General features: G+C 39.2%; 19 protein-coding genes, 1 other RNA gene and 2 other annotated features. Of the genes, 17 read left to right on the top strand and 3 right to left on the bottom strand.

Features of this window, described 5'->3' with window-relative positions; genetic code table 11:
• Positions 1 to 31: 31 nt before the first annotated feature.
• The gene (locus MUN88_RS14815; protein WP_244716357.1) at positions 32 to 2,236 is read left to right on the top strand and encodes a RelA/SpoT family protein; all 2,205 of its coding nucleotides are present in this window, start codon (positions 32 to 34) and stop codon (positions 2,234 to 2,236) included.
• 21 nt (positions 2,237 to 2,257) lie between these two features.
• Complete coding sequence (dtd, locus tag MUN88_RS14820) at positions 2,258 to 2,713, top strand: D-aminoacyl-tRNA deacylase (protein ID WP_244716359.1); 456 nt, start codon at positions 2,258 to 2,260, stop codon at positions 2,711 to 2,713.
• A gap of 302 nt (positions 2,714 to 3,015) precedes the next feature.
• Here dtd and MUN88_RS14825 read toward each other — a convergent pair whose 3' ends face one another.
• Positions 3,016 to 3,936 carry an N-acetylmuramoyl-L-alanine amidase gene (locus MUN88_RS14825; RefSeq protein ID WP_244716361.1) on the bottom strand — a complete coding sequence of 307 codons (921 nt, stop codon included), beginning with the start codon at positions 3,934 to 3,936 and terminating at the stop codon, positions 3,016 to 3,018.
• Positions 3,937 to 4,051: 115 nt separating this feature from the next.
• Between MUN88_RS14825 and MUN88_RS14830 the strand changes: the two genes are divergently transcribed.
• The 4 genes from MUN88_RS14830 (at position 4,052) to ssrS (ending at position 7,949) form a co-directional block, all read left to right on the top strand.
• Complete coding sequence (locus MUN88_RS14830) at positions 4,052 to 4,219, top strand: hypothetical protein (RefSeq protein WP_244716363.1); 168 nt, start codon at positions 4,052 to 4,054, stop codon at positions 4,217 to 4,219.
• A gap of 64 nt (positions 4,220 to 4,283) precedes the next feature.
• Positions 4,284 to 4,507: a binding site (T-box leader), on the top strand.
• Positions 4,508 to 4,633: 126 nt separating this feature from the next.
• Positions 4,634 to 5,914, top strand: a complete 1,281-nt coding sequence (gene hisS, locus MUN88_RS14835; RefSeq protein ID WP_244724558.1) for a histidine--tRNA ligase — start codon at positions 4,634 to 4,636, stop codon at positions 5,912 to 5,914.
• 8 nt (positions 5,915 to 5,922) lie between these two features.
• Positions 5,923 to 7,677, top strand: a complete 1,755-nt coding sequence (aspS, locus tag MUN88_RS14840; protein WP_244716365.1) for an aspartate--tRNA ligase — start codon at positions 5,923 to 5,925, stop codon at positions 7,675 to 7,677.
• Positions 7,678 to 7,754: 77 nt separating this feature from the next.
• Positions 7,755 to 7,949: non-coding RNA, 6S RNA (gene ssrS, locus MUN88_RS14845), on the top strand.
• Between the two features lie 833 nt (positions 7,950 to 8,782).
• Here ssrS and MUN88_RS14850 read toward each other — a convergent pair.
• Entirely contained in the window at positions 8,783 to 9,505 is a 723-nt protein-coding gene (locus MUN88_RS14850) for an RsfA family transcriptional regulator (RefSeq protein WP_244716367.1), read from the bottom strand.
• A gap of 101 nt (positions 9,506 to 9,606) precedes the next feature.
• Complete coding sequence (locus MUN88_RS14855) at positions 9,607 to 10,866, bottom strand: replication-associated recombination protein A (protein WP_244716369.1); 1,260 nt, start codon at positions 10,864 to 10,866, stop codon at positions 9,607 to 9,609.
• Between the two features lie 192 nt (positions 10,867 to 11,058).
• On the opposite strand from MUN88_RS14855, the gene cymR reads away from it, so the two are divergent.
• The 11 genes from cymR (at position 11,059) to MUN88_RS14910 (ending at position 23,107) form a co-directional block, all read left to right on the top strand.
• Positions 11,059 to 11,478, top strand: a complete 420-nt coding sequence (gene cymR / locus MUN88_RS14860) for a cysteine metabolism transcriptional regulator CymR (RefSeq protein ID WP_244716371.1) — start codon at positions 11,059 to 11,061, stop codon at positions 11,476 to 11,478.
• Positions 11,479 to 11,497: 19 nt separating this feature from the next.
• Positions 11,498 to 12,640 carry a cysteine desulfurase family protein gene (locus tag MUN88_RS14865; protein ID WP_244716373.1) on the top strand — a complete coding sequence of 381 codons (1,143 nt, stop codon included), beginning with the start codon at positions 11,498 to 11,500 and terminating at the stop codon, positions 12,638 to 12,640.
• Between the two features lie 12 nt (positions 12,641 to 12,652).
• Positions 12,653 to 13,762 carry a tRNA 2-thiouridine(34) synthase MnmA gene (gene mnmA, locus MUN88_RS14870; RefSeq protein WP_244716375.1) on the top strand — a complete coding sequence of 370 codons (1,110 nt, stop codon included), beginning with the start codon at positions 12,653 to 12,655 and terminating at the stop codon, positions 13,760 to 13,762.
• A gap of 931 nt (positions 13,763 to 14,693) precedes the next feature.
• The gene (locus tag MUN88_RS14875) at positions 14,694 to 15,359 is read left to right on the top strand and encodes a tetratricopeptide repeat protein (protein WP_244716377.1); all 666 of its coding nucleotides are present in this window, start codon (positions 14,694 to 14,696) and stop codon (positions 15,357 to 15,359) included.
• A gap of 16 nt (positions 15,360 to 15,375) precedes the next feature.
• Complete coding sequence (recD2, locus tag MUN88_RS14880; protein ID WP_244716379.1) at positions 15,376 to 17,742, top strand: SF1B family DNA helicase RecD2; 2,367 nt, start codon at positions 15,376 to 15,378, stop codon at positions 17,740 to 17,742.
• A gap of 78 nt (positions 17,743 to 17,820) precedes the next feature.
• Positions 17,821 to 18,009: a YrzR-like zinc ribbon domain gene (locus MUN88_RS14885; protein ID WP_244716381.1), complete on the top strand. Its 189-nt coding sequence runs from the start codon at positions 17,821 to 17,823 to the stop codon at positions 18,007 to 18,009.
• A 5-nt stretch (positions 18,010 to 18,014) separates the two neighbouring features.
• Complete coding sequence (locus MUN88_RS14890) at positions 18,015 to 19,085, top strand: AI-2E family transporter (RefSeq protein WP_244716383.1); 1,071 nt, start codon at positions 18,015 to 18,017, stop codon at positions 19,083 to 19,085.
• Positions 19,086 to 19,123: 38 nt separating this feature from the next.
• Positions 19,124 to 19,333, top strand: a binding site (T-box leader).
• 86 nt (positions 19,334 to 19,419) lie between these two features.
• Positions 19,420 to 22,050 (top strand): alanine--tRNA ligase, encoded by a 2,631-nt coding sequence (gene alaS / locus MUN88_RS14895; protein WP_244716385.1) that lies wholly within the window; start codon positions 19,420 to 19,422, stop codon positions 22,048 to 22,050.
• Between the two features lie 76 nt (positions 22,051 to 22,126).
• Positions 22,127 to 22,390: an IreB family regulatory phosphoprotein gene (locus tag MUN88_RS14900; protein WP_244716387.1), complete on the top strand. Its 264-nt coding sequence runs from the start codon at positions 22,127 to 22,129 to the stop codon at positions 22,388 to 22,390.
• The gene (gene ruvX, locus MUN88_RS14905; RefSeq protein WP_244716389.1) at positions 22,390 to 22,809 is read left to right on the top strand and encodes a Holliday junction resolvase RuvX; all 420 of its coding nucleotides are present in this window, start codon (positions 22,390 to 22,392) and stop codon (positions 22,807 to 22,809) included. Before MUN88_RS14900 ends, ruvX begins: the two co-directional genes overlap by 1 nt.
• A 13-nt stretch (positions 22,810 to 22,822) precedes the next feature.
• Positions 22,823 to 23,107 carry a DUF1292 domain-containing protein gene (locus MUN88_RS14910; RefSeq protein WP_244716391.1) on the top strand — a complete coding sequence of 95 codons (285 nt, stop codon included), beginning with the start codon at positions 22,823 to 22,825 and terminating at the stop codon, positions 23,105 to 23,107.
• Positions 23,108 to 23,313 lie beyond the last annotated feature (206 nt).

Consider the following 23,313-nt stretch of genomic DNA (forward strand, 5'->3'; position numbering starts at 1 on the left):
TCGTGATGAGTCTAAAAGTAAAGGTGATTATATGGCAAAGGATAAAATTTTAGCGCCTGAAGAGATATTTGAAGAAGCAAAAACTTATCTAAACGATGAAGATATACTATTTATTAAACGTGCTTATGATTTTGCAGAAAACGCGCATCAAGGGCAATTTCGAAAATCAGGAGAGCCATATATCATTCATCCAGTTCAGGTTGCTGGTATCTTGCTTGATTTGAAATTAGACCCGGAAACTATCGCTGGGGGATTTCTTCATGATGTAGTGGAAGATACAGAAGTAACGGTAGAAGATATCAAAAATGCTTTCAATGAAGAAGTAGCGATGCTGGTTGATGGGGTAACCAAGCTCGGTAAGATTAAATACATGTCGAAAGAAGCGCAACAAGCGGAAAACCACCGTAAAATGTTTATCGCGATGGCAAAAGATATACGGGTTATCTTGATCAAGCTGGCGGACAGACTTCATAATATGCGTACACTAAAGCATTTACCAGCTGAAAAGCAACGCCGAATTTCGAACGAAACATTAGAGATCTTTGCACCCCTTGCACATCGACTTGGGATATCAGCTATCAAATGGGAGCTGGAGGATACCGCGTTACGTTATTTAAATCCTCAGCAATATTACCGTATCGTCCATTTGATGAAACAAAAACGTGAAGAACGTGAACATTATATTGAGGAAGTAATGGATGAAGTCAAACAGCAGTTGAAGGATGTAAATATTGAAGCAGAATTTTCCGGTCGGCCGAAGCACTTGTACAGTATTTATCGTAAAATGATGATACAAAAGAAACAGTTTAATGAAATTTATGATTTGCTTGCCGTTCGCATTATCGTTTCTAGCATTAAGGATTGTTATGCAGTGCTAGGTATTATCCATACTTGTTGGAAGCCAATGCCTGGCCGTTTCAAAGATTATATTGCCATGCCGAAACCAAATCTGTATCAATCCCTGCACACGACAGTGATCGGACCTAAAGGTGCACCGCTGGAGGTACAGATCCGTACAAAAGAAATGCATGAGATCGCTGAATACGGTATTGCAGCTCATTGGGCTTATAAAGAAGGCAAAATGATCAATCCTTCACAACAATCAACAGAAGACCGTTTAGCTTGGTTCCGTGAAATTCTCGAATGGCAAAACGATGCCAATGATGCCGAAGAATTTATGGAATCGTTAAAGGTAGATTTATTTTCTGATATGGTGTATGTATTCACACCAAAAGGCGATGTAATAGAATTGCCGCGTGGTTCTGTGCCTCTTGACTTTGCTTACAAGATCCATACAGAGGTAGGTAACCATACGATTGGTTCTAAGATAAACGGAAAAATGGAGCCACTCGATTATCAATTGAAAAATGGTGATATCGTTGAAGTCATGACATCTAAGCATTCATATGGTCCATCTCAGGATTGGGTGAAAATGACGCAAACCTCTCAAGCGAAAAACAAAATCAAGCAATTTTTCAAAAAGCAACGACGTGATGAGAATGTGGTAAAAGGTCGTGAAATGTTAGAAGAGGAACTGAAACATGCTGGCTTTGAACCAAAAGAAGTCATTACAGAAGAGAATATCGATCTGGCATTGGAGAAGTTTAGTTTCACGACAGAGGAAGATATGTTTGCGGCGATTGGTTATCAGGGTATTACGCCTGCACAGATTGTTACAAGAATGACAGAAAAAATTCGTGAGCAGCAAGAACAGGAAAAAGATATAGAAGAAACAATTGAAAAGGTAAATGCTAGCGGTGAATCCATTAAGAAAAAATCAAAAAGAGATTCCGGCGTACGTGTCGAAGGCGTCGATAATATGCTGATTCGGTTATCAAAATGCTGTAATCCGGTCCCAGGTGATGAAATAGTTGGTTATATTACGAAGGGGCGCGGTGTGTCTGTTCATCGTAAAGATTGTCCGAATGTTCAAACGGAAGAAGCAGAAGATCGTTTGATATACGTTGAATGGGAAAACATGGAGTCAGAATCTAAATCTTATCATGTTGATTTAGAAATTTCAGGCTATGACCGTCGTGGTTTATTAAACGATGTTTTACAAGTAATCAATGAATCAAAAACTAATATTATTGCTGTCAATGGTCGTTCAGATCGAAATAAAATTGCAATTATCCACGTAACGATTCTTATTCATAATATTAATCACCTACGTCGAATTGTCGAACGGTTAAAACAAATAAAAGATGTATACACAGTAGAACGTACGATACAGTAATTAAAAGAGGTAGGTCAAACAATGAAAGTAGTACTGCAACGAGCAAAATACGCCTCTGTCGTCGTTGAGGGGGAAGTGGCTGGTAAGATTGATGATGGCTATGTGGCTCTGGTAGGTATAACCCATAGTGATGAGGAAACAGACATAGACTACCTAGTCAACAAAACGGCGAATCTTCGTGTCTTTGAAGATGAGAATGGTAAAATGAACTTATCATTAAAAGATATGAACGGCAGTGTCCTTTCTATTTCACAGTTTACCTTATACGGGGACACAAGAAAGGGAAGAAGGCCAAACTTCATGCAAGCGGCAAAACCCGATCAGGCACTCGCCTTATATCAACAATTCAATGAGAAATTACGTGCAGAAGGTGTACGTGTTGAAACTGGCCAATTTGGCGAGATGATGGATGTATCATTCACAAACGTTGGACCAGTAACGATTATATTAGACAGCGAAGATGCTAAAAAGAAATAGTGAAAAGCCGTGTCGATCCAGACACGGTTTCTTTTAAGTATAAAGAAAGCATATCATAACAGTCTTAAAACCGATTTGCAGAAATAATCATGCTCAAGATGAGGTGTGGGTTCTTAAAATACGGATTATGTTAACTAGAACTAAATGACCGCTTTGCTAGTTAACATAATCCGTATTAAAGGAAGCTTTATATTTTTATGTTAGTTAGGCTCAGTCGTGTTTATCCTTGGTTTCTGCTAATAAAAGAGGGAGCTCTATGTTTTTATAAACTCACCTGTATACCTTGTATGCCTTTGCTTCGGCTACTGAAAATATAACTGCAATCCATTGATAATGCCTCTGCTGACAGATTCCAAATATGCCCTTGACTGCACTTTTTCTTCTTCTGCCTCATTAGATACAAACCCTAACTCAAGCAGTAAGGATGGCCGATGATTAATTCGTAATACTTGCAGATCTCTTTGTTGGAACCCGCGATCATCCATCCCTGATGCCAAGACCATATTCTGGTGAACATAATTGGCAAGCTGTTTATCGCGTTCCGAATAATAATATGTGTCGATTCCAGTTACTTCAGGTAATTCAGGGGTACTGTTGTAATGGATGCTAAGAAAGACATCCGCTTTCTTTAAATTGGCAAAGGTTGTCCGACTTGATAATGGAACATACCTGTCCTGTTCTCTTGTTAAATATACTTTTGCGCCATATTGCTCTAACAATTCTTGAATAATGAGAGCCGTTCGTAAAGTATAATGACTTTCATAAGCACCGGATACCCCAATCGCTCCTACGTCTCGTCCTCCATGTCCTGGATCCAATACAATTATTTTCCCTGATAAATCTTTGCTGCTGTTTGTTGTGACAACTGGAATTGATTCGTTTTGTGATGCAATGGTTGCATTATCCTGCTCCTGTTTTTGTTCAGTAATTTCTGGCTCTTCTTGTACTTCCTGCTCAGATGAGGATGCTATCTCTTTCATGTAGTCCTGATGAATCCAACCTTGTTGGTCACCAAGGTCAATCTGCACCCAAGCGCCTTCTTGCTGTAGGATCGGATATGTCTCTGGAGGGTTTACCTGTGTAATCACTTCATAGTCTGTACCTGGACCTGTGCGAACATTTAAATTTTCCCCGTTTATTTCGGCGTCGTTTGCATAAAGTATGTAAGACATAGAGAAAATAACAATAACACCAAGCATAGTTAGGATTAATAGTTTTTTCAAAGACTTTTCCCTCTTTCAATCGATATTGTTTTATTAGGGGGTAATCCGCCAATGATGTATTTCTCACTTTATCATACCCTAAAACGGTCTCAAATGTAAAAAAAGGACGGTAAAAATGCGAACAAATGATAATTTTAACAGACATTCTGTAACAGAAAAGCAATTTCTCAGAAGTATGCAGCAGATGACGGAGTGGCAATTACGCCATTATCAAACAGAAATCGCCGATCAATTCCACATTCCATTACACAAAACGCAAAGAATGCCCAAAATTCGAAAATAAACTTGACAAAGTTATTGACAAAAGATTATGATATAATCATTCTTAATCAATAATCATGAATACAAAATAGCCCAAGAAGGAAAAAGTAACAGAGATTACAGTAGGTTAGAGAGAGAATTCCAAAGGCTGAGAGAATTCTTGCTATATGACTCTTGTGAAAGACATTCCGGAGGCTTTGTACTGAATAAAGTAAGTATAAACGTGTAACAGGCGTTAACTGTTTTGAGTGGGAGTATGGTACATGTACTTCAACTAGGGTGGCAACACGGGTAAACTCTCGTCCCTTTCTATAGGGATGAGGGTTTTTTTGTATTTATCATGGGCTTATCGTTCGTACATATTCCACGCTTGGTCAAAACAGCTAAGCTATAGAATATAGGCGTTAACATTCCGAAAAGTCTTATTTTATTGAATATGTTAGGGGGAAATGAAGTGAAGGCACCGAGAGGAACGCAAGATTTATTACCTGGTGTATCTGAAAAGTGGCAATACGTTGAAGAAAAATTAAAAGAAATCAGCAGCAATTATCATTACAAGGAAATTCGTACACCTATTTTTGAGCACACGGAATTATTCCAGCGCGGTGTAGGTGATACAACGGATATTGTGCAAAAAGAAATGTACACTTTTCTCGACAAAGGAGATCGCAGCATTACGTTACGACCAGAGGGAACAGCATCAGTTGTTCGGTCGTTCGTAGAACATAAGCTTTTTGGTTTGCCTAATCAGCCGACCAAATTATTCTATATCGGTCCCATGTTCCGTTATGAAAGACCACAGCAGGGCAGAATGAGACAGTTTGTCCAGTTTGGTGTAGAAGCATTAGGAAGTGCGGATCCTGCGATTGATGCAGAAGTTATCTCACTAGCTATGCATGCTTATCAATCCTTAGGTCTACGATCACTAAAGCTAGTGCTTAATTCTTTAGGAGACCAGGAAAGCAGAGAAAGTCACCGTCAGGCATTGGTCGATCACTTTACACCAGTGAAAGATGAATTATGTGATGACTGTCAACAACGGCTTGAGAAAAATCCGTTACGTGTTTTAGATTGTAAGAAAGATCGAGAGCACCCAAAAATGCAAGATGCACCATCCATCCTTTCCTATTTAAATGAAGTGTCCCGATCGTATTTTGATAAAGTAAAGGCTTATCTTAATGCGATGGGAATCGATTATGAGGTTGATCCAAACTTAGTTCGTGGCTTGGACTATTATAATCACACTGCTTTTGAGATTATGAGTGATGCAGAAGGTTTTGGAGCGATTACCACATTATCAGGTGGTGGACGCTATAACGGACTTGTTCAGGATTTAGGTGGTCCGGAAACACCTGGTATTGGTTTTGCAATGAGTATTGAACGTCTGCTAATGGCATTAGAAGCGGAAAATGTTGCACTTCCAATTGACGAGCGTCTGGATTGCTATGTGGTATCACTTGGTGAAGAAGCAAGCTTAAAAGCAGCTGCAATTGTAAACGACTTGCGACAAGCGGGAATCCAAGCCGATAAAGATTACCAAGGCAAGAAGTTTAAAGGGCAATTTAAAACAGCTGACCGTTTAGCTGCTAAATATGTACTAGTGTTAGGTGATGATGAATTAGCTAATGAGCAAATTTCTGTAAAAAACATGGAAACAGGCGATCAGGAATCCGTGGCTTTAGCAAATTTAACCGAACATTTACAAGCTTTATTATAAGGGGGATTATGATGCGCACATTAGCAGGAACATTAAGAAAAGAACATATTAATCAAGAAGTACTTTTAAAAGGTTGGGTACAGAAACGACGCGACCTTGGTGAAATTATTTTCATTGATCTGCGAGACAGATCTGGTGTTGTCCAAATTGTATTCAATGCGGAGCATGGTAAAGAATTACACGCTATTGCCGACAGTGTTCGCAGTGAATATGTAATTGAAGTAAAAGGGGAAGTCGTAGAGAGAGAATCTGAAACGATTAATCCGAAAATAGATACTGGTGATATTGAAGTCATTGTTAGTGAAATCACGGTCTTAAATGAAGCAAAAACACCTCCTTTCTCATTAACAGATGAATTAGATGTGTCAGAAGATATTCGTCTTAAATATCGCTATTTAGATTTACGACGTGAAGTGATGCAAGAAACGTTTAAATTGCGTCATCAAGCTACACAATCTATTCGCTCATTCTTGAATAGTGAATCATTCTTGGAAATGGAAACACCGATGTTGACGAAAAGTACACCTGAAGGGGCGCGTGATTACTTAGTGCCAAGTCGTGTACACGAAGGGTATTTCTATGCTTTACCACAATCACCACAACTATTTAAACAATTGTTGATGGTTGCAGGTTTTGAGAAGTACTATCAATTTGCGCGTTGTTTCCGTGACGAAGACTTACGTGCAGATCGTCAGCCAGAATTTACCCAAATTGATATCGAGACATCATTTATGTCGATGGAAGATATTTTGAGTATGACTGAACGAATGATGAAGAAAGTTATGAAGGATGTAAAAGGATTAGATATCGAGACACCATTCCAACGTCTTCCTTATGATGAAGCGATGGAGCGATTTGGTTCTGATAAACCTGATGTCCGTTTTGAAATGGAATTAGTTAATTTATCTGAAGTGGTCAAGGAATCTGGCTTTAAAGTGTTCCGTCAAGCGGTAGAAAATGGTGGCAAAGTGAGTGCGATTAACTTAAAGGCGAAAGCAGAACAATATTCTCGTAAAGACCTTGATAATATGACTGACTTCGCCAAAATATACGGTGCTAAAGGATTAGCATGGTTAAAAGTAGAAGAGGAGTCATTAGTCGGTCCCATAGCGAAATTCTTCTCAAGTGAAGAACAGGCACAATTCCGTCGTCTACTTGACGTGAATCCTGGTGATTTGTTATTCTTTGTTGCTGATAAAAAGCAAGTTGTATATGATACATTAGGTGCATTGCGAATTAAATTAGCGAAAGATCATCAATTGATTGATGAAAGTAAGTTTGAATTTCTATGGGTAACGGACTGGCCGTTATTAGAATATGATGAAGAAACAGGACGTTATCATGCTGCACACCATCCGTTCACTATGCCGTTTGAATCAGATTTTGATAAATTGGATACAGACCTGGCTGCTGTACGTGCACAAGCATATGACTTAGTATTGAATGGGTATGAGTTAGGTGGCGGATCGCTTCGTATTTATCAACGTGAGATGCAAAATCAAATGTTTGAAAAACTTGGCTTCACAAAAGAAGAAGCAGAGGAACAGTTTGGCTTCTTATTAGATGCGTTGGAATTTGGAGCACCACCACATGGAGGAATCGCTTTTGGTTTTGACCGTCTGATCATGTTACTTGCTGGCCGTACCAATTTACGTGACACTATTTTGTTCCCGAAAACTGCTTCCGCTTCAGATCCGATGACAGATGCACCAAATGCAGTAGATGTCAAGCAGTTAAATGAATTACATTTAAAATTAAAATAAATGTAAAGATCTTGTAAACAAATACGTCTTGAATTTGTCGAAATGCTATGCTAAAATTTAACTATAATCATAAACAAACAATCCTGATGTGTTCGTCATCTAAATGATGTTTTGACCGAACACCATTAACTACGGGAGCCCGGTGTTCTCATATGGTGTGCATGCCGCTTACTTATTGTTAACTGCGGAAGCATGAAGTATGAGACAGGGCACCCACCTGCCATGAGCGGGATCAAAACTTCTTGATATATGACGGCACGATTGGGATTGTCGAATGTAAATGAAAAAGGGAGATACCTGTAAAGGTATCTCCCTTTTCTGCATAGTAAAGAAAAACGTACTAACCTGTACTATAATGAAAATAATAAGAGTACTTAAATACAGATTATGTAATGCTAGCGTTAGGATCATTTTGAAATGTTATTAGTGGTATGATACCTTCTACCAACCACTTCGCGTTTGTGGGGGCACGGCTGAAGCTAACTTTGTGGAGAAGATCGCTTCACGAAGTGGATCTCAGCTCGTTCTGATCCCAGGGGAGTCTAATTGTTTGACCTCCGCTAATGTTTGGACTCCACAACGGATGAATGAGGCAGTACATTGATTGGTATCCTCAAGTAATAATCGATAACATACTTAATCTTAAAGACATACAGCTAGCACTGCTACTAACTGTTACAACCGTAGTAACACTTCCTTATGCGTAGGTAATATGCGGAGACTCCTCATGACGCAGTCGCGTAGGAAATCCCGCAGTGGTTCGTCTGTGTCTTCTAGCAATGCTTCGAAGTATGCTCCATCGGCACAAGGTAGCTAGGAGATTTATTCAAATAGTAGCCTAGTACGCCGACTCCACAGGAAGCGGAGCATATTTCAGGAGCTTTGTTAAGCCAACATATGCAAATTACTAAATAGTAATAGAGTTACACTTTACATAATCCATATTATAGCTAACTTTTTTATTTATACTTAGGTTCAGTCCGAACTGGTTTTGGTCGATTTTTAATTATAGCAATACCTATCAGTCTAGTTTAAAAAATGTTACATTAAAAAAAATACTTTCCTTACAAAAATAAAAAAACCGGTGTAATGACCGGTTTTCGTTTTATTTGGCTACTTTTTCAAGATTACCGTTTTTGTCCATTCTGAATTTTGGAACTGGATGTGAATCTTCTTCATCAAATACTACCATTTTTCTAGCACGTTCCACAATTTGCATAAACGCCTGATAATCTTCCTTCATAGTGATTAGCTCTTTCTCCAACTGGTTACTTCGTTTTTGTTCCTGCTCAAGCTGTATCATCAGTTGTTTATTTTCTTCCGCCAGTTTTTGATGGTTATGATGGGAAGATTGGGCAACCTTTTGTTCTTTCTTTAAGTACTGCAGATATCGTATCACTTGATCAAGGTTTAAGCTGAATTCCTCTTGATAGTTTTCTGTTACAGGCTGAGGCTGTGGTTCAGGTTCACTACGATTTGAAGTCCAGTTAAGCAAGGAATATACTTCTTCCTCAATTGTTTTCGGCTTCTCTTCTTTTGACAAGTTCGTAGAAGCGGGTTTTGCTGTTGAGAATTCCGTGTTTTGGTTGGCTAGAGCTCGTTTTCTATCTTTTCGCTGTTTCTTCGCGATTTGGACTGCTTGTTCATAGTTTTGACGAACTTCTGCATTCCAGCGAAACCCACATGCTGCAGAAGTTCGGTTCAGTTTGTCACCAACTTCATCAAAGGCCTGCAGCTGTGTACCTCCTTCGCGGATATGTCGTAATACTGTTTCAGCTAATAATAAATCATCTTCATGTGACCAGGCATCTTGTCTTACTTTCGCCATTTATGTCCACTCCTATTCTCTGGCATTTTTAATAGATTGATAATCGAACAAAATGTGTTGATTTATCTGCTAGTTTGACCAGAAAATAAGAATATTAAACACTACTTTTTAATTTTTTGATATATTTGATGTAAATTTTTTTCAAATTTACCAGTTTCTTTTGGATGGTAATAGGTTTTATGCTTGATTTTATCTGGTAAGTATTGTTGCTTTACCCAGCCACCTTCATAGGCGTGTGGATATTTATAGTCCACACCTCTGCCTAAATGAGCGGCACCTTTATAGTGTGAGTCCTTGAGATGATCCGGTATTTCGCCAGTATTGCCACTCCGTAAATCATGTAATGCCGCATCAAGTGCAACATAAGCACTGTTTGATTTAGGGGATAAGCAAAGTTCGACGATCGCAACAGACAGGGGAATCCTCGCTTCGGGAAAACCTACACGCTCTGCCGTTTCAACAGCCGCTAATGTACGTTGACCAGCCTGGGGATTGGCTAATCCAATATCCTCATAGGCACAGACAAGCATTCTCCGAGCGATACTTTCTAAGTCACCCGCTTCAATTAACCTTGCCAAATAATGGAGAGCAGCATCGACGTCACTTCCTCTAATCGATTTCTGGAAGGCGGATAGGACATCATAATGGGCATCTCCTCCTTTATCGTGGGAGAAACTCTTTTTTTGCATACAAGCTTCTGCATTCGCGAGATCGATGACAATATCTTCTCGATTCTGTGGGGTGGAATAGGCAGCAAGCTCTAATCCGTTCATGGCTGCCCGTAAATCACCGTTACATGCATTGGCGAAATGTTCCAACGCATCACTTTCAACAGATAATTTCATGTTTCCTAAGCCATTTTCTGTATCAGAGATGGCCCGTTCTAGTGCTTCTTTGATATCGTCTGGCTCCAGACGGTACAGTTCAAATATATGAGACCGACTTCGCACAGCAGGGTTAATGGAGTGATACGGATTTTCTGTTGTGCATCCAATTAACGTAATCAGATTTGACTCTACATGAGGTAATAGAAAGTCTTGTTTTGCCTTATCGAGGCGGTGCACCTCATCTAGTATAACGACAAGTTGACCTGACATTTTTGCTTCTTCTACTGCGATTTGCATATCTTTTTTCTTATCAATGGCGGCATTCAACAATTTATAACGTATTCCCAAGCTATTCGCAATTCCAATCGCCATTGAAGTTTTTCCAGTACCAGGTGGACCATACAGTACCATGGAGTGGAGTCGGTTAGCCTCGACCATTCGTCTGATCATGTGTCCTTCACCGACTAAATGCTGCTGTCCAATAACTTCATCTATATTTTTTGGTCTCATACGAAACGCAAGAGGTTGATTCATCTACTATCATCCTTTCACCGTTGCAAGCAAGCATCTTGACATTTTGGTTTTGCTTTTTTAATATAGGCAAGTATGTAATGACAAGTAACTTACTATGATTACTCTTAAATTAGTATATCATTCATGCTATAATAACAACTAATAACAAATGTTGTATATAGATATTTTGAATGGGAAAAATGAGGTGAAACCATGAAAATATCAACAAAAGGCAGATATGGTTTAACAATAATGATCGAATTAGCAAAAAACACTGGTAATGGGCCGATGTCATTAAAAAGCATCGCAAAGGAAAATAATCTTTCAGAACATTACTTGGAGCAATTAGTGGCGCCATTACGAAATGCAAGTCTTGTAAAAAGTATCCGCGGAGCTTATGGCGGTTATGTATTGGCAAAAGAGCCTGCTGAGATAACGGCGGGAGACATTATTCGAATTTTGGAAGGTCCAATCACTCCTGTAGAGGGTATTGAGGATGAAGAACCTGCGAAGCAAGAATTGTGGATCAGGATCCGTGACGCTGTGAAAGATGTTCTTGATACAACCACATTAGAAGATTTATCCACATATGGTGAAAAAGGGGTACAGGACCCATACATGTTCTATATTTAATGTAAAGGATGAAATGGCTATGAAAGCTATCTATTTAGACCATGCGGCAACAACTCCAGTACATCCGCAAGTAGTGGAGGCAATGACTGAAAGTTTACAAACAAATTTTGGAAATCCTTCCAGCGTTCATTTTTATGGAAGAAAGGCGCGACAAGAGTTAGACAAAGCTCGAGCTGTTGCAGCGAAGTCAATCAACGCCTCTGATAGAGATATTGTTTTTACAAGTGGAGGAACAGAAGCCGACAATATCGCTATAACTGGTGTTGCCATGGCGAATCGTCACAATGGCAAGCATATTATAACAACAAAAATCGAACATCATGCGACACTGCATACGGTGGAGAATTTAGAACGATATGGCTTTGAGGCGACGTATCTGGACGTCAATGAACATGGCGTTATTGAACTGGAACAAGTGCAAAGAGCGTTGAGAGAAGATACCATATTAGTATCGATTATGATGGTGAACAATGAAACTGGTGTGATCCAGCCAATTAAAGAAATAGGTGAATTGCTAGCGTCACATCAGGCATATTTCCATACCGATGCAGTGCAGGCTTATGGTCTGTTATCGATTGATGTAGAAGCATTAGATCTGGATTTATTAAGTGTTTCTTCTCACAAAATTAACGGACCAAAGGGTCTTGGCTTCTTATATATTCATCCTGACACCACCTTGCAAGCTCTGCAGCATGGCGGTGAACAAGAACGTAAACGTAGAGCAGGGACGGAGAATGTAGCAGCAATTACTGGTTTTGCTGCAGCGATTCGCCTTGCGCAAGACGAAAGAGTGTCGCGTGTTCAACAATACCAGGATTACCGGGATGCTTTTTTACAATTATTACAAGAGAATCAGGTTTCGTACACCATAAACGGTGAAAAAAGCGACAGAGTCCCGAGTATTATTAATGTCAGTTTTCCGGGTGCTAACGTCGAAGCAATGCTAACAAATTTTGACTTAAGCGGTGTGGCAGCATCAAGCGGCAGTGCATGTACAGCGGGCTCTGTAGAACCATCTCACGTACTAAGCGCAATGTATAGCGAAAATAACGCTTGTACTACTAATTCCATTCGCTTTAGTTTCGGACTTGCTAATAATATGGACAATGTAAAAGAGGCAGCAGAAATCGTTGCGAAAATCGTAAAAAGGTTAACGAATTAAGGTGGTGATAAAATGAAAAAGAACAAAGATACACGCGTAATTGTTGGAATGAGTGGTGGAGTGGATTCGTCTGTAACTGCCTTGCTGCTAAAAGAACAAGGATATGATGTGGTCGGCATTTTCATGAAAAACTGGGACGATACCGATGAGTTTGGTGTTTGTACGGCAACAGAAGATTTTGATGATGTGGTACGTGTTTGTAACCAGCTCGATATTCCGTATTATGCGGTGAATTTCGAAAAACAGTATTGGGATAAAGTGTTTACTTATTTCTTAGACGAATATAAAGCAGGAAGGACACCGAATCCGGATGTCATGTGTAATAAAGAAATTAAATTCAAAGCGTTTCTTGACCACGCGCTTTCTCTTGGCGCTGATTATGTGGCGACAGGTCACTATGCACAAGTAAGACGTGTCGGTGATCGTGTTGAAATGCTTCGTGGTGTAGATGATAACAAAGATCAGACCTACTTCCTCAATCAGTTGTCAGAAGATGTGTTAAGCAAAGTAATGTTTCCTTTAGGACATTTGCCCAAATCAGAAGTTAGACGGATTGCGAAAGAAAATGATTTGGCTACGGCTAACAAAAAAGACAGTACAGGCATTTGTTTTATCGGAGAACGAAATTTTAAAGAATTCCTCAGTGAATATCTGCCTGCACAACCTGGCAAAATTATGACATTAGACGGTCAGGAAAAAGGCGAACATGATGGTTTAATGTATCATACAATCGGTCAACGGCAAGGTCTTGGTATTGGTGGCCCAGGCGGACCTTGGTTTGTGGTTGGCAAAGACCTTAAAGATAATGTTCTGTACGTAGGTGCTGATTACAATAATGATGCCTTGTATTCAGATGCATTAATTGCGACTGATATGAATTGGATTAATCAGACCCCAGCTGAAGCATTTCATTGTACGGCTAAATTCCGCTACCGTCAAAAAGATACTGGAGTTACGGTATATCCAAATGATGATGGAAGTGTAAAAGTAGTGTTTGATAACGCGGAGCGTGCTATCACACCGGGACAAGCTGTCGTCTTTTATCAAGACGAAGTATGTCTCGGAGGCGGAACAATCAACGACGTCATTAAAAATGATCAATATTTAGATTATGTAGGATAGTTAATTGAGACAGCATAAATACTGCTGTCTCCTTTTCTTATCAATGATGGGAAAGATTTGCAGAAATACATATTGCCAATAAACAGTGAAAATGACTTTAATACAAATGATGAAAATCAGCCTTGTGTTTATCTGTAGAAAGGGGCCGTGGAAGAAGAGAGGCGACCTTTACTCAACAGATACCATAGTAAATGTTTACATAATCTTTATTATCAACCTTGCAATGATTAAGAAAAGCTGGACATAACCCGTCCGTCCCTAACTAATGTTAGTATATATAACTTCCTTTAATCCGGATTATGTAAACTATATCGATTTGGTTATTTTGACATATCAAATATGCTTAGCAAAGCTTCGGCAATATGCTCCGCGTCCAGTGGGGCACGGCTTCAGCTAGGCTACTACTTGAATTACTACTTTGATGCCTTGTGCCGAGAAATATCACTTCGAAGCGATACTTGCAGACACAGGAACAGACAAAGTGGATCTTCAGCTCGCGCTGACGCATGCGGAGTCTCCGCGTATTTCCTACGCTTAAGGAAGTGCTACAACGTATGGAACAGCTAAAAGCAGTGGTGCTAGGCGTTATTATTCACTCAATTGCTGATATTTATGGATGCGCTCTATATGCTACCTCTTACAAAAGTTGTAGAGTCTCCATCTTAGCGCAGGCCAACCACGTAGACTCCCGCGGGATTGTGCAGGTGCTGAAGATCCACTTTGTGAAGTGCCTTTCTTCACAAAGTTAGCTTCAGCCGTGCCCCGCAGGACGCGAAGTGGTTGGCTGGAGCGGTATCCCAGCACATGAACAATTTCAAAATTAACACCAAGCTAGTTTACATAATCCGGATTATAAGAAGCCTTGCAATTTTAACAGGCTTGTTGCACATCTCTTCATGAGTAAGCTAAAATAACAACAGGAGGTAATCGAATGACTGAAATCGATCAAGGTATACAATATATGAAAGAAGGAAAATTGGAAGAGGCAGCACAATATTTCACGGATGCCATTGAGCAATATCCAAAGAATCCGGTACATTATATCAATTTTGGAAATCTGCTTTTACATATGAAAGACTATCAACGTGCGAAACGCTTTTATCAGAAAGCCACGGAATTGGATCAAGAAGCGGCAACTGCTTATTATGGATTAGGTAATGTCTACTTTGAACAGGACGATTTTGAAAAAGCAAAAGAAAATTTTCAAAAAGCGATCAATCTTGGGTTAGAGGAAGCAGATCCTTACTTTATGTTAGGGATGACGTTTTTATATGATGAGCAATTTAAATTATCTTTACCATATTTACAACGGGCAAGTGAGTTAAACCCTGATGATGTTGATGTGCAATTTCAATATGGATTGGCATTAGCGCAAACGCAACAATTAGATCATGCAAAAGATGTGTTCAATCAAGTGCTCGGTTTGCAGGAAGCACATAGTGACGCGCATTATAATTTAGGAGTTATTTCCTTATTCGAAGAAAATATAGACCAGGCTATGATCCATTTTGATAAGGCACTTGAAATCCAGCCGGATCATTTATTAGCAGGTAACGGAAAAAAACAAATCGAAATTATGCTTGAAGATAACCAATAAGCTAGGAGGCTTTGGGATGGAGAATGAACCAGAAGTAGAAGAAAAAAATTTCATCAAAGGCGAGATGATTCATACGATCTTTGAAAATAAACAAGAGCATTTCTCCATTGCAAAGATTAAGGTTCTCGAAACAAATCAGACCTTCGATGAGAATGAGGTCGTGGTAAAAGGCTATTTTCGACGATTAGATCCAGGGGAGACATATGAATTTTATGGACGAGTAGTGGACCATAAACGGTTTGGACGTCAATTTCAGGTAGAGAGTTATCAACGTTTTTTACCACAATCAAAAGAAGGTATTGTGGCATACCTATCAAGTGATCTTTTTCCAGGTGTCGGAAAGAAAACTGCAGAAAGAATCGTAGACACGCTAGGAGACACAGCACTTTCTATGATTTTGAATGATCAGAAGGTTCTTAACAAAGTAAGAGGTATAACAGACGAAAAACAAAAGAAAATTTATCAGATTTTGCAAGAAAATCAGGGGTTTGAAGGTATTGTTGTTGAACTTTCGAAATATGGTTTCGGTCTGAAAATGGCGCAAAAAATGTATACCGCTTTTAAAGAGGAAACATTGGATACATTAAAATCGAACCCGTATCAATTTGTGTTTCAAGTTGAAAGTTTTGGTTTTCTTAGAGCTGACCAGATCGCCAGGCAAAATGAGATTTCTATTGATCATCCGACAAGATTACAAGCAGCTTGTGTCTATATATTGCAGAATAGTGTGCAAGATGGACATGCCTATTTGCCGCTGGATCGTTTGCTGTATGAAATGGATCAGCTATTAGATGGGGAAGCGAATGCCATCGATGTTGACAAGATGACTGCCCAGATCGTCGAACTCAACAAAGAAAAAGAAATTATCGTGTCTGACCAAAATGCTTATATGCCATCCCTATACTATTCTGAGACCGGATTTTGTGCACAAGTAAAACGGATTGCAGACAAAAAGCAGGAAAGGACATTTACTGACGCAGAACTGTTAAAAATAGTTGGAGGAATTGAAGAGGAAGAAACATTAAGCTATGGAAAAGAACAATATCAAGCGTTGGAAACGGCATTATCTGAAAAGATTTTTATTCTGACAGGTGGTCCTGGAACAGGGAAGACGACCGTGATAAAAGGGATCATAAATGCGTATGCAGATATTCATGACTTGTCCTTAGATAAGGATGATTATAGGGATGACGAAGATTTTCCATTTGTCCTCACAGCACCGACTGGCAGAGCAGCAAAAAGAATGAAAGAGTCAACAGGAATTGATAGTGTAACAATCCACCGATTGTTAGGTTGGGATGGTCAAGAATCCTTCGATAAAGATGAAAATAATCAACTCACGGGGAAAATTATTGTTATTGACGAATTTTCTATGGTAGATATTTGGCTTGCTTATCAGCTATTTCGTGCCATTCCTGATGACATGCAGGTCATTATCGTAGGGGATGAGGATCAGTTGCCATCGGTCGGACCTGGCCAAGTTCTTGCTGATTTGTTAAAAAGCAGTGTGGTAGCTTCCATCAGTTTAAAAGAAGTTTACCGTCAAAAAGAAGGCTCCAAAATTATTCAATTAGCCCATGAAATTAAGAATAATCAAGTACAGCCAACAACATTATCAAAGGCAAATGATTTTAACTTTTTTTCCTGTCCTGATTATCAGGTCATTGAGATCGTGAAGCAAGTAGTAAAAAAAGCGTACGATAAAGGTGTTGACCAGCGACAAATACAAGTTCTTGCCCCAATGTACCGTTCAAAAGCAGGCATTCTCCGATTAAATGAAGAATTGCAAGCAATCCTAAACCCTCGTCAACAGGGGAGAAGAGAAATGGCTTTCGGGGATACCGTTTTCCGAAAGGGAGACAAAGTCATTCAATTAGTGAACCAAGCAGAAGACGGTGTGTTTAACGGCGATATAGGTGAAGTTGTCGCCATTTTTGAAAAAGATGAAAATGTGGATCAAGAAGAGCAAGTAGTTGTCAGCTTTGATGAAAAAGAAGTTGCTTATGCAAAAGCGGATTTAATGAATTTGATGCATGCTTACTGCACCTCGATTCATAAATCCCAAGGCAGTGAATTCCAAATTGTCATTATGCCAGTAATTTCAGGATATAATCGGATGCTTCGGAAGAATCTACTTTATACGGGTATAACCCGCGCAAAGCAGTCTCTGGTTATGTGTGGGGATAAGCAAGCTTTTTTAAAAGGGGTTCACACAGAAGACACCAACAAGCGTTATACAAACCTCGTGTCATTTTTGCATGAACTTTTTCATGTAAAGGAGGAGAAAAGTGACAAAGATAAGAAAGAGATATCAGCAGATGAATGGTTACTTTCAGTAGATGTTGGACAGGAAGATTTCTCACCTTATGATTTTATGGTATAAATTTTAGACAATTACATGTATATTTCCCTCAAAGTTGGACAGGCTGACAGATAAAAATGATAAAGTGAGGGAAAGTTTGTGAGATGTCCGAATTGTCGCAGTAAGAATATTGGAATTATTGGCCCGGAGCAATATTATTGCTGGGATTGTTATATTGAATTATCCATCCAAAATAACATGTTGCATTTACATGAGGTCGAAATGGATGGTACCTTAAGTTCATTAGACGACTTATTTTCAGATGAGGAACGACGGGTTGAAGGTTAACCGTGATGACTAATCAGAAAAAAGTCAGTATCGCTCTGAGACTTGTCATATTATGTTTGGCTGTATTATTTTTGTACTTAATGTATATCCTCTTTCCTTTTTATAAAAATGTTTTAGTAGTAGCGTTCCACATCTTGACGCCTTTTTTAATAGCTGGATTAATTGCATACTTGTTACATCCGCTCGTGGAAAAGATTCATAGCTGGCATATCCCGCGACCCGTTGCGATTGTGTGCATTTACTTATTATTTTTCGGACTGGTCGGTTATGGAGTCTATCGTTCTTTTCCCACTTGGATGAAACAAATTCAGGATATTCAGCAGAATCTGCCTTCTTATGTGGATGCTTACCGTTCGTTTATTTATGGTTTATATAGCCAGACTTCCTTTATGCCCGAAGGATTTCACGATAATTTAGACGAATTCTTACAAAATCTTGAGACATCTATCGGTGAAAAAATTACGATTCTGTTAAAAAATATTCCGATGCTTTTCGATGCGTTTGTCATGCTGGCGGTAATACCAATCCTGGCATTTTATTTTTTAAAAGACTACCGGCGATTGCAAAAAAGTCTACTAAAACTAATTCCATCCAGATGGCAGGTGTTTACCAAAACTTTAGCTCGAGATATGGAAGAAAGCCTAGGTCAATATATTCGTGGTCAAATATTAGTTTGTTTTTTAGTAGGTCTGGTCAGTTATTTTCTTCTTAAGTGGATCGGCATGAGTTATACAGTTGTATTGGCAACGATTATTGGCTTTACTAATTTCATTCCGTACTTTGGACCAATTATCGGGGCCATACCAGCCGTGCTGATTGCATTTACTGTTTCTACAGAGAAAGTGTTATACGTTATCCTGGCAGTACTGGTTGTCCAGGTGTTAGAGGGCAATTTGCTGTCACCTTTTATAGTAGGGAAAAGCATTCATATTCACCCTGTGTACATTATCTTAACGTTATTTATTGCGGCCAAAACTGTTGGTGTTGTCGGCATGATCCTGGCAGTTCCATTGTTAGCTGTTGGAAGGGTAGCGATACCGATGATTTATAAACAAGTGAAAGCAATTGACAGATAGAAAAAAGTTTTCTATAATATGCTAGCGAAGTGAATAATCGAAATACGTTGAAAAACCTGAGTACCAGATAACCATGTCGAAGAGAGGGATGACCGAGGCTGAAAGTGATCCTGCATGCAATGATCTGGGAAGCTAGTTTGAAGTGCAGTTAATCACTGCCGGTTACATCACCGTTACAGATGTTAAAGAGATAGTCTTTTTTAGACTATAATTAGGGTGGTACCGCGGATTCAACTCTCGTCCCTGCTATTTAGGCAGGGATGGGAGTTTTTTTATGCAAATCATGTCCGGGTAGTTGTACCTGATTAACTATATTATTATGGGAGGTTTCATTATGAAGCAATTAACATCTGCTGAGGTTCGTCAAATGTTCTTGGACTTTTTTAAGGAAAAAGGACATGGTGTTGAACCAAGTGCGTCATTAGTACCGAAAGATGATCCTACTTTATTATGGATCAACAGTGGTGTAGCCACATTAAAAAAATATTTTGATGGAAGAGTCGTACCGCAAAATCCACGTATTACTAATGCACAGAAGTCTATTCGTACCAATGATATTACTAATGTCGGCTATACAGCACGTCACCACACATTCTTTGAAATGTTAGGGAACTTCTCAATTGGTGATTATTTCAAGGAAGAAGCAATCGAATTCGCATGGGAATTTCTGACCAGTGAAAAATGGATTGGTTTTGATCCAGAAAAATTATCTGTTACCGTTCACCCGGAAGATGAAGAAGCCTACTTGTTATGGAAAGATAAAATCGGTTTACCTGAGGATCGTATTATTCGACTTGAGGAGAATTTCTGGGATATTGGTGAAGGGCCAAGTGGTCCGAATACGGAAATCTTTTATGATCGTGGTGAAGCATATGGTAATGATGCCAATGATTCTGAACTTTATCCAGGTGGGGAAAATGAACGCTATTTAGAAATTTGGAATCTTGTATTCTCCGAATTTAACCATAATCCAGATGATACGTATACACCATTACCGAAGAAAAACATTGATACCGGTATGGGACTAGAACGACTTGTTAGTGTTATTCAACATACACAAACTAATTTTGAAACAGACTTGTTTTTACCAATTATTAAAGAAACGGAAAAATATGCGAATACGAGTTACCTGGCAAATGTGGATACAGATGTCTCATTTAAGGTGATCGCGGACCATATTCGTACCGTATCGTTCGCAGTCAGTGATGGTGCATTGCCATCTAATGAGGGACGAGGATATGTGCTGCGTCGTTTATTGAGACGTGCGGTCCGCTATGCGAAACAAATTGGAATTGACAAGCCATTTATGTATAAACTTGTTCCGACTGTAGGATCCATTATGGAAGCATTTTATCCAGATGTGAAAAACAAAGGCGACTTTATTCAGAATGTGATCAAAACAGAAGAAGAGCGATTCCATGAAACGTTACAAGAAGGTTTGCATATTCTAAATCAGATTGTCGAGCAGGAAAAAGCAAAAGGTAGTACCATTTTTCCAGGTGAAGAAGTGTTCCGTCTATATGATACTTATGGATTCCCGAAAGAATTAACGGAGGAATATGTGGGCGAAGCGGGGTTTACGATTGATGAACAAGCGTTTGAAAAAGGAATGGAAAAACAGCGTGATCGTGCACGTAATGCACGTCAAAAAGTAGATTCTATGCAGATTCAAGATAGTGTATTAAGTGATATTAATGCAGAGAGTCAATTTGTAGGATACGATCAGTTGGAAGTGGAGACGAAAGTTATTGCACTTGTTTCAGGAAAGGATCTTGTTTCTGAAGCAACAGACAGTGAAGCGTATCTTATGTTAGAAAGCACGCCGTTTTATGCAGAGAGCGGTGGTCAAATTGCCGATAAAGGATTGCTGTCATTTGAGAATGGCAATGCGGAAGTATTAGATGTCCAAAAAGCACCAAACGGACAAAATCTTCATCGTGTAAAGCTGCAAGGAACGATTGCTAATGGACAAACAATTCAAGCAAAAGTCGATCAGACATCCCGTCAGTATATTATAAAAAATCACTCCGCTACTCACTTATTACATCAAGCGTTAAAAGATGTATTAGGAGAACATGTCAATCAGGCAGGTTCACTGGTAGCTGGTGAACGATTAAGATTTGACTTCTCTCATTTCGGAGCCATTACAGAGCAAGAAATCATCGAAATTGAGCAAATTGTAAATGAAAAAATTTGGGATTCCATTCCCGTTACGATTAGTAATAAGTCAATTAGTGAAGCAAAAGAAATGGGTGCAATGGCTCTATTTGGTGAGAAATATGGTGATGTCGTACGTGTTGTAGAGATGGGTGGATATAGTATCGAGCTGTGTGGTGGATGCCATGTTAATAATACTGCTGAAATCGGACTATTTAAAATTGTATCAGAATCTGGTATTGGCGCAGGAACTCGCAGAATAGAGGCCGTAACAGCTAAAGGCGCTTATCAATTTGTCAATGGGAAGCATCACCTGTTACAGACAGCAGCTACCCAATTGAAAACGAAAGAAGATCAGGTACCAGAAAGACTGGACCAGATTTTCAAAGAAATGAAAGAACAGCAGCGTCAAGTGGAGTCTTTGCGCGCTAAATTATCCCAATACGAAGCCTCTTCTATTTTAGATGACGTAAAAGAAGTAAACGGTGTTCAATATTTAGCTAAAAAAGTCGATGTAAGTGATATGAATCAATTACGCCAAATGGTAGATGATATGAAACAGAAGCTCGAATCTGGTATTATTTTGCTTGCAGCAGTTAATAATGACAAAGTACAGCTTGCTTCAGGTGTGACGAAAGACCTTGTCAATAAAGGCTATCATGCTGGGAACTTAATTAAAGAGACCGCACAAATCTGTGGAGGAGGAGGCGGCGGCCGTCCAGACATGGCACAAGCTGGAGGGAAAGATGCCAGTAAATTGGCCGATGCATTAGGTTATGTGGAAAAATATGTCCAAACAGCACTATAATTTTGGAAATTTTTAATAATAACCGGTATAATAGAAAGATACAGTCAAACGTTGAATTTTAATTGGGGGTGCTTCCATGGATGGAATGGACAAGACAATGAAATTTGATTTTTCAGAAGAGCCCATTGAACAGAATGTTGAAGAAGTGTTATTGGTAGTTTATAATGCTCTGGAAGAAAAGGGGTACCATCCGATCAATCAAATTGTTGGATACTTATTATCCGGGGATCCAGCATATATTCCAAGACACAAGGATGCACGCAATTTAATAAGGAGAATTGAGCGCGATGAAATCATTGAAGAACTTGTTAAATATTACATCAGCGCAAACAAAAAATAATGAGTAAGGTATTAGGGTTAGATGTAGGTTCCAAGACTATTGGAGTAGCCATTAGTGATGCATTGGGATGGACGGCTCAAGGATTAAAGACGATCTATTGGAATGAGCCCGATTTCCAATCTGTACAAGAAACGTTTAAACAGTTAATTGATGACCATACTATTGAGAAAGCGGTAGTTGGCTTACCGAAGAACATGGATGGTTCCATCGGTTTTCGTGGCGAAGCTTCGCAGGAATTTGCAAAGTTTTTAGAATCCACTTTTTCCTTGCAAATAGTGATGTGGGATGAACGACTGACGACAATGGCTGCCGAAAGGGTACTGTTAGAAGCAGATGTCAGTCGTTCCAAACGAAAAAAAGTGATAGACAAGATGGCGGCAGTAATGATTTTACAAGGCTATCTGGACAGTCAACCATAAGGGAGGAAGGCAATTGGCACTAGAAGAAAAAGAACGAATTATCATACCAGATGAAAATGGTGAAGAGCACTTGTTTGAAGTGTTGTTTACATTTGACGTGGACGAAACAGAGCAGTCGTATGTTGCCGTAGTACCGGCAGATCAAAAAGAAGATGAGGAAGTAGAAGTCTTTGCTTTCCGCTATGAGGAAAATGATAACGAAGAGGACCTGGCACTGTTCCAAATTGAATCAGATGAAGAATGGGACATGGTAGAAGAAGTACTTAACACTATCGCAGACGAAGACTTAACCGAATAAGCCAAAAGCCTGACTAATCAGCTTAGTCAGGCTTTTTTACAAGAAAATATTTAAATACTGTCATAAAGGCGAATTACATAGATGTATGGGTTCTTATTATGCGAATTATGTAAACGGGAACTGTAAGACAAAGTGGTTATTTTGATAAATTTTATCTGCTAAGCCAAGCTCTTAAAAAGTACTCCGCGTTCTGCGGCGGGTCGATC

This window comes from Gracilibacillus caseinilyticus (assembly GCF_022919115.1).
Classification (GTDB): domain Bacteria; phylum Bacillota; class Bacilli; order Bacillales; family Amphibacillaceae; genus Gracilibacillus; species Gracilibacillus caseinilyticus.